We start from the raw sequence: 14,448 nt of genomic DNA, 5'->3' as shown, positions 1-14,448 counted from the left end.
TTTTTATTTATTTGTAATTATTATACAATTTTTTTATATATTTTACAACAATTATAAAAAATGCCTATCTAAGATAATCTTAAATAGACAGTATATTTTATATTAGCTCTTATTAAAATAAATATAATCTACATTTAAATTTTTATCTAACAAATCCTAATGAAATTGTTACAATAAAAAATATTACACCTAATATAACAGTCATTTTAGCTAGCTTGCTTTCTTTACTTCTTCCTTTATTTTGATTCCAATAAGACTGATTATCTCCATTACCAACAATAGCACTAGACGTAATACTAGATGCCGATTTAGATTGTTGTAATACAACTGCAATAAGTAAAAATGCAACTACACATTGTATAACTGATAATCCAATAAAAGGTACACTCATATTAGATACTGAAGTATCTGCTTGTGTCATAGTAGTTGTTTCAGTGCTTTCTCCTGTTGATGTAGAATCACTTGAAGCCTCTGTAACTTCAGTAGACTCATCTGGTAAAATTTCACCTTCTATACCTACTTGCTTTGTTTTTGCTTCTTTTTCTGTATTTGTAGAAGTTTCTTGGCTATTATCGGCTATTGTTGTTTCTTCTATGTTATTTTCTACATTTTCGTTCATTTTTTTACCTCCTAAAAAAATCACTTCTTTTATTTTATCATAATGAAAAATATATATCAATAAAAACTTTTATAATTAATAATTTTTATTTATTTTCAAATTTATAACCAACGCCCCAAACAGTTTTTAAGCTCCAAACATCTTCATAAGGCATTTTTTCTCTAAGCCTTTTTACGTGTACATCTACTGTTCTTGTATCACCTATAAACTCATAGCCCCATATTTTATCAAGCAATTGTTCTCTAGTAAATACTTGGTTAGGGTGTTGGGCTAAAAAGTTTAAAAGCTCAAATTCTTTTGGTGGTAGCTCTAGTTGAGTTCCGTGGTATGTTACAATATATGTGGACGGATTTATAGTCATATTAGGAACAACTATTTGATTAGATGTTGTAGTTTCTTCCTTATTATCAAACCTTCTAAGCACGGCTTTTACCCTTGCTAAAAGCTCTTTACTATCAAAAGGTTTTACTATATAATCGTCTGCTCCAAGCTCAAGTCCTAAAACTTTATCAAATATTTCCCCTTTAGCCGTAAGCATAATTATTGGAACTGAGCTTATTTTTCTAATTTCTCTACACACTTGATACCCGTCTACCTCTGGCAACATAATATCTAATAAAACTAAATGTGGAGAAAAAACTGAAAACTCTTCAATAGCCTTTCTTCCGCTATATACCTCTTTTGTTTCATAGCCTTCCTTGTTTAAATATAAACTTATAAGCTCTGCAATATGTTCATCATCATCTACAACTAATATTTTTAATTTGTTCATAAAATCTTCTCCTTTTTAAAACATATAAAAGATTTTAACAGTTAAATATTTACTTTTATAGTAATTATTTAAGCTCTACAATAGTAACTCCTGCATCTCCTTCACCAAATTCTCCTAGTCGATATTTTTTTACTCTACTATGTCTTCTAAGATATTCGTGTATGCCTGTTCTTAAAGCTCCAGTGCCTTTACCGTGTATAATACTTATAGTATCCATGCCTGCTAAAAATGCATCATCTATAAATTTATCTACTTTTTCTATTGCCTCATCTACATAAAGTCCTCTAAGGTCTATTTCATAAGACACAGTCATAGATTTATTATTTTTAAAGCTACTTATCTTTTTAGGTTTTATTGTTTCTTTTTTAGGCTCTACATAATTTGTGTCTATTGATAAATCTTTTAATGTAGTTTTTATATTCATAATACCTGCCATAACCATAACTTCACCTTTAGAATTTGGTTCACTTGTTACTGTACCAGACTGGTTTAAAGAATGTATAAAAACTCTATCTCCCTTTTTAAGATTTGTAGGCACAACTCTTTTTTGAGCATTTTTACTATTAAATTTATCTAATCTTTCATCTAGTTTAGATAATTTATCTTTAAGTTTTTGCCTTTGATTATTAATATCATTTTGGTTAGCTTTTTCTTTAGCAAGTTTTTGTATTTCTTTTACAATATTATCTGCTTCTATTTTAGCTTGAGCTACTATCCTTTTAGCATCTTCAGTAGCTTTAAAAAGTATTTTTTCTTTTTGTTCTTTTGTTTTTTGTTTTTGATTTTCTACGTCTTTTTTAAGCTTCTCTGCTTCTAATCTATAGCTTTCTGCTCGTTCTTTTTCTACTATTAAAGATTTTTTATTTATCTCAAGGTCTGTAATAACATCTTCAAATTTTGTATCTTCTTTGCTAAGTAAATTTTTAGCATCTTCTATTATATAATCTGGTAGCCCCAACCTTTTAGATATAGCAAAAGCATTACTTTTACCAGGAACCCCTATAAGCAAACGATAAGTAGGACGAAGTGTTTTTACATCAAACTCACAAGAAGCATTAGAAACTCCTTCTGTTGATATAGCAAAAACTTTTAGCTCGCTATAATGAGTAGTAACTGCTGTTCTTATTGCTCTATCGTGTAAATACTGTATAATAGCCATAGCAAGACAAGCACCTTCTGTTGGGTCTGTACCTGCTCCTAACTCGTCTAAAAGCACTAAAGAATTATCTGTTACTTCATCTAATATAGACACTATATTTGTCATATGGGCAGAAAATGTACTAAGACTTTGTTCTATGCTTTGTTCATCACCTATATCTGAAAATACATTGTCAAAAACGGCTAACTCAGATTTATCAAAAGCCGATATATGAAGACCTGATTGACCCATTAATGTAAATAGCCCTATAGTTTTTAGTGATACTGTTTTACCACCTGTGTTAGGTCCTGTTATAAGAAGTGTTGTAAATTCATCTCCAAGATAAATATCCGTAGCTACAACATTTGTTACATCTAACAATGGATGTCTTGCCTTTTTAATATTTATATAACCTTTTTCATTAAAAATAGGCTCTGTTCCATTAATACTTATAGAGTATTCCCCTTTTGCAAATATAAAATCTATTTCTGTTAATATTTCTAAATTGCTAAGTAAAATATCTCTATGTTCATTTACCATTTCAGACAGTTTTTTAAGTATTTTATTTATTTCTTGTAGCTCATCAGAATGTAGTTCTTTTATTTTATTATTAAGCATAACAACACTTGTAGGCTCCATAAAAACAGTAGCCCCTGTTGCCGACTGCTCGTGTACCATACCAGAAAATGAATTTTTATATTCCGCCTTAACTGGTATACAATATCTATCACTTTTAACCGTAATAACTGGTTCTTGTAGCATATTTTTATAAGTGCTAGATTGTATTATTTTATTAAGCTCTATTTTTATTCTCTCGTTAGCAAGTTTTATATCTCGTCTTATTTCTCTAAGCTTTGGGCTAGCATCATCTGACATTTCAGTATCTGATATTATACATCTAGTTATTTCTTTATCTAAGCTTTCTATTGGCTCTATTAATTGAAATTTTGGTTCTAAAATATCGTACACATCATATTTATTCTCGCTTTTTGCATAATCTTTTGCTCTTTTACAAGCACTTAAAAAATCTGCTATGTTTAAAAGCTCTTCAAAATTTAAGCTACCGCCAATAGATGTTCTTTGTAAAAAAGGTTTTATGTCTCTAAGTCCTCCTATTTTTAAAGACCCTTTTTTTAATATCATACTAACTGCTTGAGATGTTTCTTTTTGCCAAATTTCTATTTCTTTTATATTATTGCTAGGTTTTAAAGCTCTCACTTTTTCTTTACCAACATATGAGCTTGCAAAACTAGCTATTTTTTCTATTATTTTATCAAATTCTAAAGTTTTTAAAGATTTTTCGTTCATTTTTACCTCTATAAATAACATAAATTAATAGTTGAATTTTTTGTTGTTTTGTATTACAATTAAAATATATGCTTATGAAAAGATAAGAAAGGGAGTTTGCTATGAATATTAATGTTAATAGTATCTATAATGAAATTATTTCCAATATAGAGTCTAAAATACCTATCCCTATTACAAATAAAACATATCAATACAATAATACCACAGATGAAACAAAAAGTAAATCGGAAGAAAAATCTTTTTCCGATATTTTAACAGATTACGAAGAAAATGGTATTCCAGATAGCCAAGTTTCTGAAGCTATTAAAGAAGCTATTAAAGAGGCTTCAGATAAATATGGTATAGAAGAAAGTCTTATAGCTGCTGTAATTCGTCAAGAAAGTAACTTTAACCCTAATGCAACCTCATCTTCTGGTGCTATGGGGCTTATGCAACTTATGCCAAACACAGCTAAAAGCCTTGGTGTTACAGATGCTTATGATATAGAACAAAATATAGACGGTGGTACAAAATATCTAAAAAAACAATTAGACCGTTTTGATGGTAATACAGAGCTTGCTTTGGCAGCTTATAATGCTGGTCCTGGCAATGTTTCTAAATATAATGGTATTCCACCTTTTAAAGAAACACAAAATTATGTACCAAAAGTTTTAGACTATCAAAAAGATTATATGCTACAACAATATAATAACAATAAAACAGTATAATAAATTTTATACATTATTAATGGTGGTTATATTTGAACTTAGCCTATGTTTTATAACAACATAGGCAAATCTATTTTATATATAATTTATACAACATAAAATAATTATATACTAAATTTTATAAAAAGGATTGAAAAAATGGATTTACCTATTAAATACATAGAAAAAATGAAAAATCTTTTGGGCGAAGATTTTGATAAATACATAAAAAGTTTTGAAGATAAAAACTATCAAGGCATTAGGGCTAATACATTAAAAATAAGTCCAGATAATTTAAAAAAAATATTAAATTTTAATTTAGAGCCTATTCCTTGGTGTAATACTGGTTTTTATTATGAAGATGAACGCCCTGCTAAAAACTATTATTACAATGCTGGTTTATTTTATATACAAGAACCTAGTGCTATGTCAACCGGAGCTATATTGCCTATAGAAAAAGGAGATAAAGTTTTGGATATGTGTGCCGCCCCTGGTGGTAAAAGTACACAAATAGCATCAAAGCTTGAAGGTAGTGGTGTTTTAGTTACAAATGATATTAGTGCTACAAGATGTAAAGCGCTTCTTAAAAATATAGAATTAAATGGTGTGTATAATGCTATTGTAACAAATGAAACACCTAAAAATTTAGCTAAAAAGTTTAAAGGTTATTTTAATAAAATAATAGTAGATGCCCCTTGTTCTGGCGAAGGTATGTTTAGAAAAGATAAAGAGGCTATAAAAAGTTGGGAAACACATAAAACAGAACTTTGTTGTACTCTTCAACGAGAAATTTTATATTATGCTAAAGATATGTTAGATAATGGTGGTATAATGGCTTATTCTACTTGCACATTTGCTCCAGAAGAAAATGAACAAATGATAAATGAATTTTTACTCCAAAATGAAGATTTTGAGCTAATAGATTTTGATAAATCTTCTGGCTTTGAAAATGGTAGGAAAGAATGGATAAAAAATGATACTATTGTAGATGGTATAGAAAAAACTGGCCGTCTTATGCCTTATAAAGTAAAAGGTGAAGGTCATTTTTTAGCTTTACTTAAGAAAAAAGGATTACCACAAAATCAAAATATAAGCAAAATAAAACAAATAAACAAAAAAGATATTATAGATATGCAAACTTTTTTTAAAGAAAATTTAAATATACCAATGTATGAAAATATAGAAATTCACAAAACAAGTGTATTTTCTATACCAAATGGAATAGATTTAAGTGGACTTAGAGTTGTTAGAAGTGGTTTTTATTTAGGTGAACTTAAAACAAAACGCTTTGAACCTTCTCAAGCTTTTGCTATGGGCTTGAAAAAAGAAGATGCAAAATATACTATTTCATTTGATATAAACGATAATAACTTAACTAGATATTTAAAAGGTGAAAGCTTTACAGTAGATGCTAATAAAGATGGTTGGTATCTTGTTTGTATAGATAAATACCCTATTGGTTGGGGTAAAGTACAAAATGGTAGACTAAAAAATAAATATTTATCTGGTTGGAGAATTTAAGGAGATTAAAATGGATTTTTTACCAATTTGCAAAGAAGATATGGTAAAAAGAGGTTGGCAAGAGCTAGATTTTATACTTGTTACTGGTGATGCCTATGTAGACCACCCCTCTTTTGGAGCTGCCATAATAGCTAGACTTTTAGAAAGTAAAGGATTTAAAATAGGTATAATAGCTCAACCAAACTGGAAAGATACTAAAGATTTTAAAAAACTAGGTACACCTAAACTTGCTTTTCTTGTTACTGGTGGTAATATAGATTCTATGGTTAATCATTATAGCGTTGCTAAAAAAAGACGTGAAAAAGATTTATATTCGCCAGGTGGTAAAGGTGGTCTTAGGCCAGATAGAGCAACAATAGTATACTGTCAAAAAATAAGAGAAGCATTTAAAAATATCCCTATTATGATAGGTGGTATAGAGGCAAGCCTTAGAAGGCTATCTCATTATGATTATTGGGATAATAAAGTTAGACGTTCTATACTTTTAGATTCTCAAGCAGACATATTAATGTTTGGTATGGGTGAACACCAAATAGTAGAGCTTGCCGAAAGCTTGGCAAGTGGTATACCAATAGACCAAATAACATATGTAAAAGGTACTGTTTATAAAACAAAAACTTTAGAAAATATATATGAAGATTATATTATGTTACCTTCATATAAAGAAGTATGTGAAGATAAAAATATATATGCCAAAAGTTTTTTAAAACAATATGAAAATACAGATGCTGTTTTATCTAAAATGCTTATAGAACCTTATAACGATTGTTATGTAGTGCAAAACAAACCTTCTATGCCTCTTACAACTGGCGAATTTGATAATTCTTATAGCTTACCATATATGAGAACATATCACCCTATTTATGAAAAAGACGGTGGTGTGCCTGCAATAGAAGAAGTAAGGTTTAGCCTTATATCAAATCGTGGTTGTTTTGGTGGTTGTAATTTCTGTGCTTTAACATTTCATCAAGGTAGAGTTGTTCAAGGGCGTAGTCATCAATCTATTATTAGAGAAGCCGAAAAACTAGTTTGGGAGCCTGATTTTAAAGGATATATCCACGACGTAGGTGGGCCTACTGCAAATTTTAGAGGACCTGCTTGTGATAAACAGTTTGAAAAAGGCGCTTGTAAACACAAACAATGTCTTTTTCCTAACCCTTGTAAAAGCATTAAAATAGACCATACAGATTATTTAAAACTATTACAAAAACTTAGAAAAATACCAAAAGTAAAAAAAGTATTTATACGTTCTGGTATTAGATATGATTATCTTATACACGATAAAAATAATCAACAATTTTTTGAAGAACTTTGTGAACACCACGTTAGTGGTCAATTAAAAGTTGCACCTGAGCATATATCTGATAAAGTTTTATCAAAAATGGGTAAACCTTCTAAAGATGTTTATGAAAAATTTGTAAAAAAATACTATGATGTAAATAGACAAATTGGTAAAGAACAATATCTTGTACCATATCTTATGAGTAGCCACCCAGGAAGTGATTTATCAGCAGCAATAGAGCTTGCTGAATATTTGAGAGATTTAGGATATATGCCTGAACAAGTACAAGACTTTTACCCTACCCCTATGACTTTATCTACTTGTATGTATTATACAGAGCTAGACCCTAGAGATATGACACCTGTATATGTACCTAAAAATCCACACGAAAAAGCTATGCAAAGAGCTTTAATGCAGTATAGATTACCTAAAAATTATGACTTAGTATTAGAAGCCCTAAAAAAAGCTAATCGAATGGACTTAGTAGGCTTTGATAAGCACTGTCTTATAAGACCTAGAAAAAGTGCATCTGAAAAAGAGTTTTATAAAAGAACTAACACTTCAAAAAATAATAAAAAACCTAAAGATACAAAACAAGATTATAAAAAGAAAAAAACAATAAGAAATGTTCATAAAAAGAAAGGTAAATAAAATGATAGCAAATTATTTTATTGTAGATGACTTTTTATTAAAGCAATTAGAAAAATTAGATAGTTTTAGTTTATATAATAAAATAGAAGAATTGTTAGAAAATGATGACGTTTATCCTTGTTGTGATATAGATACTATATGGAATGGTCTTTATTTTCTAATCTCTTCAAAAGAAGAGCCTATTTATGATAAGTCTATATTTAAAGATTATGCAAAAAGTGCATTTATTTTTGGAGATATAAACTTTAACACTGAAGAATATATTGCATATATCAACAAAAATGAAATACCTCAAATACTTGAAGAAATTGAAAAAATTGATATTAATAATATTAATTTTGACCCTAATATATTTGATAAAAAATAAATTTTTCCTAATATATGGCTTAAAGAAGATAAAGATATTTTATTTGAAGAACTAGAGTTATCATTTAATGAACTAAAAGACTTTTTTTACAAAGCTAACAAAGAAAATAAAAATATATTAATAACTATTATGTAAATATGGAGGATAAAAAAATGCAAAATTTACCTAACTGCCCAAAATGTAATTCAGAATATACTTATGAGGATGGAAACTTACTTATATGCCCAGAATGTGCATATGAATGGAACAAAGATATGGTTGAAGAAGAAAACGTTATAAAAGATGCTAATGGTAATGTACTCAAAGACGGTGATAGTGTTATAGTTATTAAAGACTTAAAAGTTAAAGGTGCTTCATCTTCTATAAAAGTTGGTACAAAAGTAAAAAATATAAGACTTATATATGATGCACCAGATGACCACGATATAGATTGTAAAATAGATGGATTTGGAGCTATGAAACTTAAATCTTCTGTTGTAAAAAAAGCTTAAATTGGAGGTAAAAAAATGTTAAGTGTTAATAATGTAACCTTAAGACTAGGCAAAAGAGCCTTATTTGAAGATGTAAATATAAAATTTACACCTGGTAATTGTTATGGGCTTATTGGTGCTAATGGTGCTGGTAAATCTACCTTTTTAAAAATATTATCTGGACAAATAGAGTCTACTTCTGGTGATGTTGTAGTATCAGATGGTGAACGTATATCTTTTTTACAACAAGACCATTTTAAATATGATGAATTTATAGTATTAGACACTGTAATTATGGGTAATAAACGTCTTTATGAGATAATGAAAGAAAAAGATGCTATATATGCTAAAGAAGATTTTTCTGAAGAAGACGGTATTAAAGCTAGTGAATTAGAACAAGAATTTGCAGATATGGACGGTTGGAATGCCGAACCTGATGCTGCCAATCTTTTAAATGGTCTTGGAATTGCTCCAGAATTACATTATAAATACTTAAAAGATTTAACTGGTCCAGAAAAAGTTAAGGTATTATTAGCTCAAGCATTATTTGGTAAACCAGATATTCTTTTACTAGATGAGCCTACAAACCACTTAGACCTTTTAGCTATAAAATGGCTCGAAGAATTTTTAATAAACTTTGAAAATACTACTATTGTTGTATCTCACGATAGATATTTCTTAAATAAAGTTTGTACACATATTGCAGATATAGACTATTCTAAAATACAACTTTACGCCGGAAACTATGATTTTTGGTATGAATCTAGCCAGCTTTTAATAAGACAAATGAAAGATGCTAATCGTAAAAAAGAAGAAAAAATTAAAGAATTGAAAGAATTTATACAACGTTTTAGTGCTAACGCTTCAAAGTCTAAACAAGCAACATCTAGAAAAAAAGCTTTAGAAAAAATAGAATTAGATGAAATTAAACCATCTAGTAGAAAATATCCTTATATAGATTTTAAACCTAATAGAGATATTGGAAATGAAGTTTTAACTGTTACTAATTTATCAAAAACAATAGATGGTATAAAAGTGTTAGATAATATTTCATTTATGTTATCTAGTGAAGATAAAGTTGCTTTTGTTGGCTCTAATGAAATAGCTAAAACTACTTTATTTAAAATACTCTCTGGAGAAATGGAGCCAGATGAAGGAGAGTTTAAATGGGGAATAACTACTACTTTTACATATTTCCCTAAAGACCATAATGAAGAATTTGAAAGTGATTATTCTATAATAGATTGGCTTATGCAATACTCACCAGAAAAAGATACTACTTTTGTACGTGGATTTTTAGGTAGAATGTTATTCTCTGGTGAAGATGCTCTTAAAAAAATTAATGTACTATCTGGTGGAGAAAAAGTACGTTGTCTTTTTTCTAAAATGATGATGTCTGGTGCTAATATACTTATGTTTGATGAACCTACTAACCATTTAGATATGGAATCTATTACAGCACTTAATAATGCTTTAATAAAGTTTCCAGGTGTTATATTATTTTCATCACAAGACCATCAAATTGTACAGACAACGGCTAATAGAATTATGGAATTTACTGAAAATGGACTTATTGATAAAAGAACAACTTATGATGAATACTTAGAAGAAGATAAAGAGGCTTTAAAACGTCAAGTTTATAATATTGTAGCCCATTAATTATTTTTAATCAAAGTTTGTATAGTAATTAACTTCTAATAGTTAATAATAAATATATAAACTTTGATTTTTTATATTTATATTCTTTTATAATTAAATTAATTTCCTAAATTTTTAAACTAAATTTTTTATTTTAAACCCTATATAAATATATCTTTTATTAATTTTTTAATTGTAATAATCTTTTGTTATTAATATTTATGTCCCTAATTTTTAACTTTTAAAGATACATAAAAATAAAGGTTGTACAAATTTATTTAAGTACAACCTTTATTTTATTAAATATAAGATTAAATATTATTTTTTAATTTAAAATCTGAAACAGATGAATAGAATACTTCTGCTTGGCTAGCAAGTTCTTGAGCTGCTGCAGCAGATTCTTCACTTGTAGCAGTATTAGTTTGAGTAACAGTTGCTATTTGTGATATACCTGTTGTAACTTCTTCGATAGATTTTTCTTGTTCTTTAGAAGCTATAGTAGATGCATCTACTAATGCAGATATTTCTTCTATTTGACTAACAATACTAAGTAAAGATTGAGCAGTATTATTAGCTATTTTAGAGCCTTCTGCCACTTTTTCAACAGAGCTTTCTATAAGTTCTGTTGTTTCTCTTGCAGCTTGTTGGCTTCTAGCAGCAAGGTTTCTAACTTCTTCTGCAACTACCGCAAATCCTTTACCGTGTTCCCCAGCACGAGCCGCCTCAACAGCCGCATTAAGAGCAAGTATATTTGTTTGGAATGCAATATCATCTATTACTTTTATTATATTAGATATACTATTAGAAGCATTATTTATTTCTTCCATAGCTACAAGCATACTATCCATTTGATGACTACCATCATTAGCACTTTCTTTTGCTTGTAAAGCAAGTCTATTAGCTTTTTCAGAATTTTTAGCATTATCACTAGCTTGATTAGATATTACTTTTACAGTAGAGTTAAGTTCTTCTACAGCCTCAGCTTGTTTTGTAGCACCTTCTGCAAGAGATATACTAGATTCTGATATTTGTTTAGCACCAGCTGATACTTGTTCTGCAGAAGATATTATATCTTTTGTAAGGTTATTAAGATTATTAATAATTAAGTTTACAGAATTTTTGATTTGTCCAAAATCACCTAAGTATTCTCTTTCTATTGAAAGGTCAAAGTTTTTATCTGCCATTTCATTTAATATATAAGATATTTCTGATATATAAGAACCAACACTTTCTGCTGTATAATTTACATTTTGTTTAATGCTTTCAAATTCACCTTTATAGTCATTAGTCATTCTATGAGTAAAATTACCTTTAGAGAATTGTCCAAGTGCATCTTTAGCTTCTTGTATAGGTGTAACAACATTTTCTACAAGTTGATTTAAGCCATATGTTATTTCTTTCCATTGTCCAACATATCTAGATGTATCTAATCTAAATTCTAAATCACCATCTCCAGCAGCTTTTATAAGGTTATATATATCATTTGATACACTTTCTAAAGCCTTTTGTACACCAGAAATTTCTTCTTTTATAATAGCTTTATCACCTGGAAAATCTTTAACTTTAGACTCAAAGTTACCATCTCCAAATTCTTTTATCATACTAACTATATATAAACTGTCTTCAATTAAGTTGTTAGTTGATTCATTTACAGCTATTGTTGCATCTTTAAATACACCTTCATATTTTTCTGTATTTATTCTATAATTAATATTACCTTTATCTAATTGAGTAGATAATTCATTAATATCTAATAATATACCTCTAAATGTTTCTGCCATATTAGATATAGCATTAGATAATTCTCCTATTTCATCTGTAGAGTTTGATCTAGCATCAACATCTAAGTTACCTTTAGAAACTTGTACTGCAACCTCTTTTAATCTTTCAATAGGGAATCTTATCAGACGAGAAAGATATGTTCCAAAAATAGTGCCTACTATTACTATAATTATAAATAAAACTATTAAAATTATATTACGTTTTATAACACTACTTCTTACCGCTGTCATCTCTCCCAAAAGTAAATCAAATGAATCTTCTAATATGTCATACGCTATTGCAGTAAAATCTTTACTTAATTTTGCCATTTCATTAACGGTTTGTAATCTTTTAGTATCATTTTTAGTTTCTATTGCAGATGCTAAATCTTTATATAATGAGTAATAATTTTCTAGAGATACTAAAAAACCTTCAACTAATTTTATATTTGCTTCTCTATTTTTTCCTTTTTCTTGTATAATTTTAACATCTTTTAAATATAACTCTGCAGCTTCTTTTGCATTCTTATATGATTCATCTACACTTTTTTTATTTTCTTCTGTAATATAATTAGAAAATGCTATAGCAGTTAAATCTCTACGCATATTAGCTATATTCTCTGTTATTATCATGCCTTCTCTAACAGTAGTATCGTTAGATTTTAATGCATCATAATATGTGTTATTTGCATAACTTAAGCTTGAAACACCATTTAACCCAAGGATAAATACTAACAATAGTATTATTCCAAATGCAATTAAGAATTTAAATTTCAATTTTAAATTTTTAAGTTTATTCATAAAATCCCCCTTATAAAATATAATTAGAATACTTAATTATTTTCAAATAATATAATACAACATTTCTTAACATTTTTCAACTATTTTTTTATATAATATTTATAAATATATTACTATTAATATATTTATTTTTTAATACCCATTATATTTTACAATTAAAACATAATTAATCACACAATTTCTTTTTTAATTTACGTCTTTCGTATATTCTAGATGCAAATAATTTTATTGTTGCAAATACTGGTACTGCAAAAACCATACCCCATAATCCAAATAAATTACCTGCAATTGATAATGCTATAATAACTATAACTGGACTAAGCTCAACACTTTCTCCAACAACCTTTGGTGCTATAAATATAGTGTCTACTTGTTGTAAAGTTAACATACCTATTGTAGCATACAATGCTTGCATAGGTTCACCACTTATAAATGCTACACTTATAGCTAATAAAAATCCTACTAATGCTCCAAAATATGGTATTACATTAGAAAATCCAGATATTATACCTATAATTACTGAAAATTTTAAACCAATAACAGATAAAACAATGCTTATAAGTATAGTCATAATAGAAGCATCTAATAGCATTCCTCTTATATATCCAGAAAATACTGCGTGTACATCTCCTAATCCATCTTTTACAACTCTATAAAATTTTTTAGGTAAAAATGCTATACATACATTTTCAAGTTTACTTTTTATAACTTTTTTATCTTTTAAGAAATAAAAACAAATTACTATACTAATTAAAACATTAATGATACCATTTCCAATAGCTTTTGTAATATATATAAGATTATTTCCTATGTCATATATAAAAGATGTAAAATTTTTAGCTATTTTACTTATATGTGGTGATATATATTCTTCAAAAACTTCATTACTAATTATTTCACCATCTAATTTATTATAAAATTTAATTAAATCTTCTTGAAAACTAGATATAGATGTTTTTATAGATGTTGTAATATTATCTATAAAATTACCATTTCCACTTTTACTAATACTATTTACTAATACTATACTAATAATTATTAATACTAAAACAATTGATAAATAAGTTAAAAGTGTACCTTCTAGCCTTCCTTTTTCACCTTTTTTATGTTTTTTCTTATTATTTTTTCTCTTTATATTTTCTAATTTATCTTTTAAATATTTATTATATATTTTTTCATATTTTTCTTGAAAAAAATCTACAACTGGGTCTAATAAATATGCAAATATAAAAGCTATTACTACTACTATAATTGTTGATAAAAACCAACCTATAGCACCTTGTATTGTATAAATTATAGTACCAAAGTTTTTTAATACATATGCTAAAAAGTCTATTCCATATTTTAACGCATATATCATAACTAAAGTTACTACTACGTGAAAAGCGATTATTAAATATTTTTTATTCCAAGGTAATTTCATTTATAATATCTC

General features: G+C 27.7%; 10 protein-coding genes and 1 pseudogene. 6 read left to right on the top strand and 5 right to left on the bottom strand.

The window, feature by feature from the left end; all coding sequences use genetic code 11:
• Window positions 1–142: 142 nt before the first annotated feature.
• The 3 genes from secG to NBW53_RS02885 form a co-directional block, all read right to left on the bottom strand.
• Window positions 143–619 (bottom strand): preprotein translocase subunit SecG, encoded by a 477-nt coding sequence (secG, locus tag NBW53_RS02895; RefSeq protein WP_250278621.1) that lies wholly within the window; start codon window positions 617–619, stop codon window positions 143–145.
• 85 nt (window positions 620–704) lie between these two features.
• Entirely contained in the window at window positions 705–1,391 is a 687-nt protein-coding gene (locus NBW53_RS02890) for a response regulator transcription factor (RefSeq protein ID WP_250278620.1), read from the bottom strand.
• A gap of 64 nt (window positions 1,392–1,455) precedes the next feature.
• Window positions 1,456–3,837 (bottom strand): endonuclease MutS2, encoded by a 2,382-nt coding sequence (locus NBW53_RS02885; RefSeq protein WP_250278619.1) that lies wholly within the window; start codon window positions 3,835–3,837, stop codon window positions 1,456–1,458.
• Window positions 3,838–3,938: 101 nt separating this feature from the next.
• On the opposite strand from NBW53_RS02885, the gene NBW53_RS02880 reads away from it, so the two are divergent.
• The 6 genes and pseudogenes from NBW53_RS02880 to NBW53_RS02855 all read left to right on the top strand — a co-directional run bounded on the left by NBW53_RS02880 (window position 3,939) and on the right by NBW53_RS02855 (window position 10,473).
• Window positions 3,939–4,544, top strand: coding sequence for a lytic transglycosylase domain-containing protein (locus NBW53_RS02880; RefSeq protein WP_284345828.1), 606 nt, complete (start codon window positions 3,939–3,941; stop codon window positions 4,542–4,544).
• A 138-nt stretch (window positions 4,545–4,682) separates the two neighbouring features.
• Window positions 4,683–6,044 (top strand): RsmF rRNA methyltransferase first C-terminal domain-containing protein, encoded by a 1,362-nt coding sequence (locus tag NBW53_RS02875; RefSeq protein WP_250278618.1) that lies wholly within the window; start codon window positions 4,683–4,685, stop codon window positions 6,042–6,044.
• Between the two features lie 4 nt (window positions 6,045–6,048).
• Complete coding sequence (locus NBW53_RS02870; protein WP_284345836.1) at window positions 6,049–7,977, top strand: YgiQ family radical SAM protein; 1,929 nt, start codon at window positions 6,049–6,051, stop codon at window positions 7,975–7,977.
• Window positions 7,952–8,479: pseudogene (locus NBW53_RS02865) on the top strand (DUF1877 family protein). The gene NBW53_RS02870 and the pseudogene NBW53_RS02865 overlap by 26 nt, the downstream one beginning before the upstream one ends.
• A gap of 17 nt (window positions 8,480–8,496) precedes the next feature.
• Window positions 8,497–8,835 (top strand): zinc ribbon domain-containing protein YjdM, encoded by a 339-nt coding sequence (locus NBW53_RS02860; protein WP_250278616.1) that lies wholly within the window; start codon window positions 8,497–8,499, stop codon window positions 8,833–8,835.
• A gap of 15 nt (window positions 8,836–8,850) precedes the next feature.
• Complete coding sequence (locus NBW53_RS02855) at window positions 8,851–10,473, top strand: ABC-F family ATP-binding cassette domain-containing protein (protein ID WP_250278615.1); 1,623 nt, start codon at window positions 8,851–8,853, stop codon at window positions 10,471–10,473.
• Window positions 10,474–10,763: 290 nt separating this feature from the next.
• Here NBW53_RS02855 and NBW53_RS02850 read toward each other — a convergent pair whose 3' ends face one another.
• On the bottom strand, window positions 10,764–13,013 hold the full coding sequence (locus NBW53_RS02850; RefSeq protein WP_250278614.1) for a methyl-accepting chemotaxis protein: 2,250 nt from the start codon (window positions 13,011–13,013) through the stop codon (window positions 10,764–10,766).
• Between the two features lie 166 nt (window positions 13,014–13,179).
• Window positions 13,180–14,436 carry an AI-2E family transporter gene (locus NBW53_RS02845; protein WP_250278613.1) on the bottom strand — a complete coding sequence of 419 codons (1,257 nt, stop codon included), beginning with the start codon at window positions 14,434–14,436 and terminating at the stop codon, window positions 13,180–13,182.
• Window positions 14,437–14,448: the final 12 nt, after the last annotated feature.

Source organism: [Clostridium] colinum (assembly GCF_940677205.1).
Taxonomy (GTDB): Bacteria; Bacillota; Clostridia; order Lachnospirales; family CAG-274; genus Tyzzerella; species Tyzzerella colina.
This window is presented reverse-complemented; position numbering and strand designations above follow the sequence as displayed.

Excerpts from the sequence above, each read along its gene's own strand:
- secG (WP_250278621.1), bottom strand. The coding sequence starts at position 619 with ATGAACGAAAATGTAGAAAATAACATAGAAGAAACAACAATAGCCGAT.
- NBW53_RS02890 (WP_250278620.1), bottom strand. The coding sequence starts at position 1,391 with ATGAACAAATTAAAAATATTAGTTGTAGATGATGATGAACATATTGCA.
- NBW53_RS02885 (WP_250278619.1), bottom strand. The coding sequence starts at position 3,837 with ATGAACGAAAAATCTTTAAAAACTTTAGAATTTGATAAAATAATAGAA.
- NBW53_RS02880 (WP_284345828.1), top strand. The coding sequence starts at position 3,939 with ATGAATATTAATGTTAATAGTATCTATAATGAAATTATTTCCAATATA.
- NBW53_RS02875 (WP_250278618.1), top strand. The coding sequence starts at position 4,683 with ATGGATTTACCTATTAAATACATAGAAAAAATGAAAAATCTTTTGGGC.
- NBW53_RS02860 (WP_250278616.1), top strand. The coding sequence starts at position 8,497 with ATGCAAAATTTACCTAACTGCCCAAAATGTAATTCAGAATATACTTAT.
- NBW53_RS02855 (WP_250278615.1), top strand. The coding sequence starts at position 8,851 with ATGTTAAGTGTTAATAATGTAACCTTAAGACTAGGCAAAAGAGCCTTA.
- NBW53_RS02850 (WP_250278614.1), bottom strand. The coding sequence starts at position 13,013 with ATGAATAAACTTAAAAATTTAAAATTGAAATTTAAATTCTTAATTGCA.
- NBW53_RS02845 (WP_250278613.1), bottom strand. The coding sequence starts at position 14,436 with ATGAAATTACCTTGGAATAAAAAATATTTAATAATCGCTTTTCACGTA.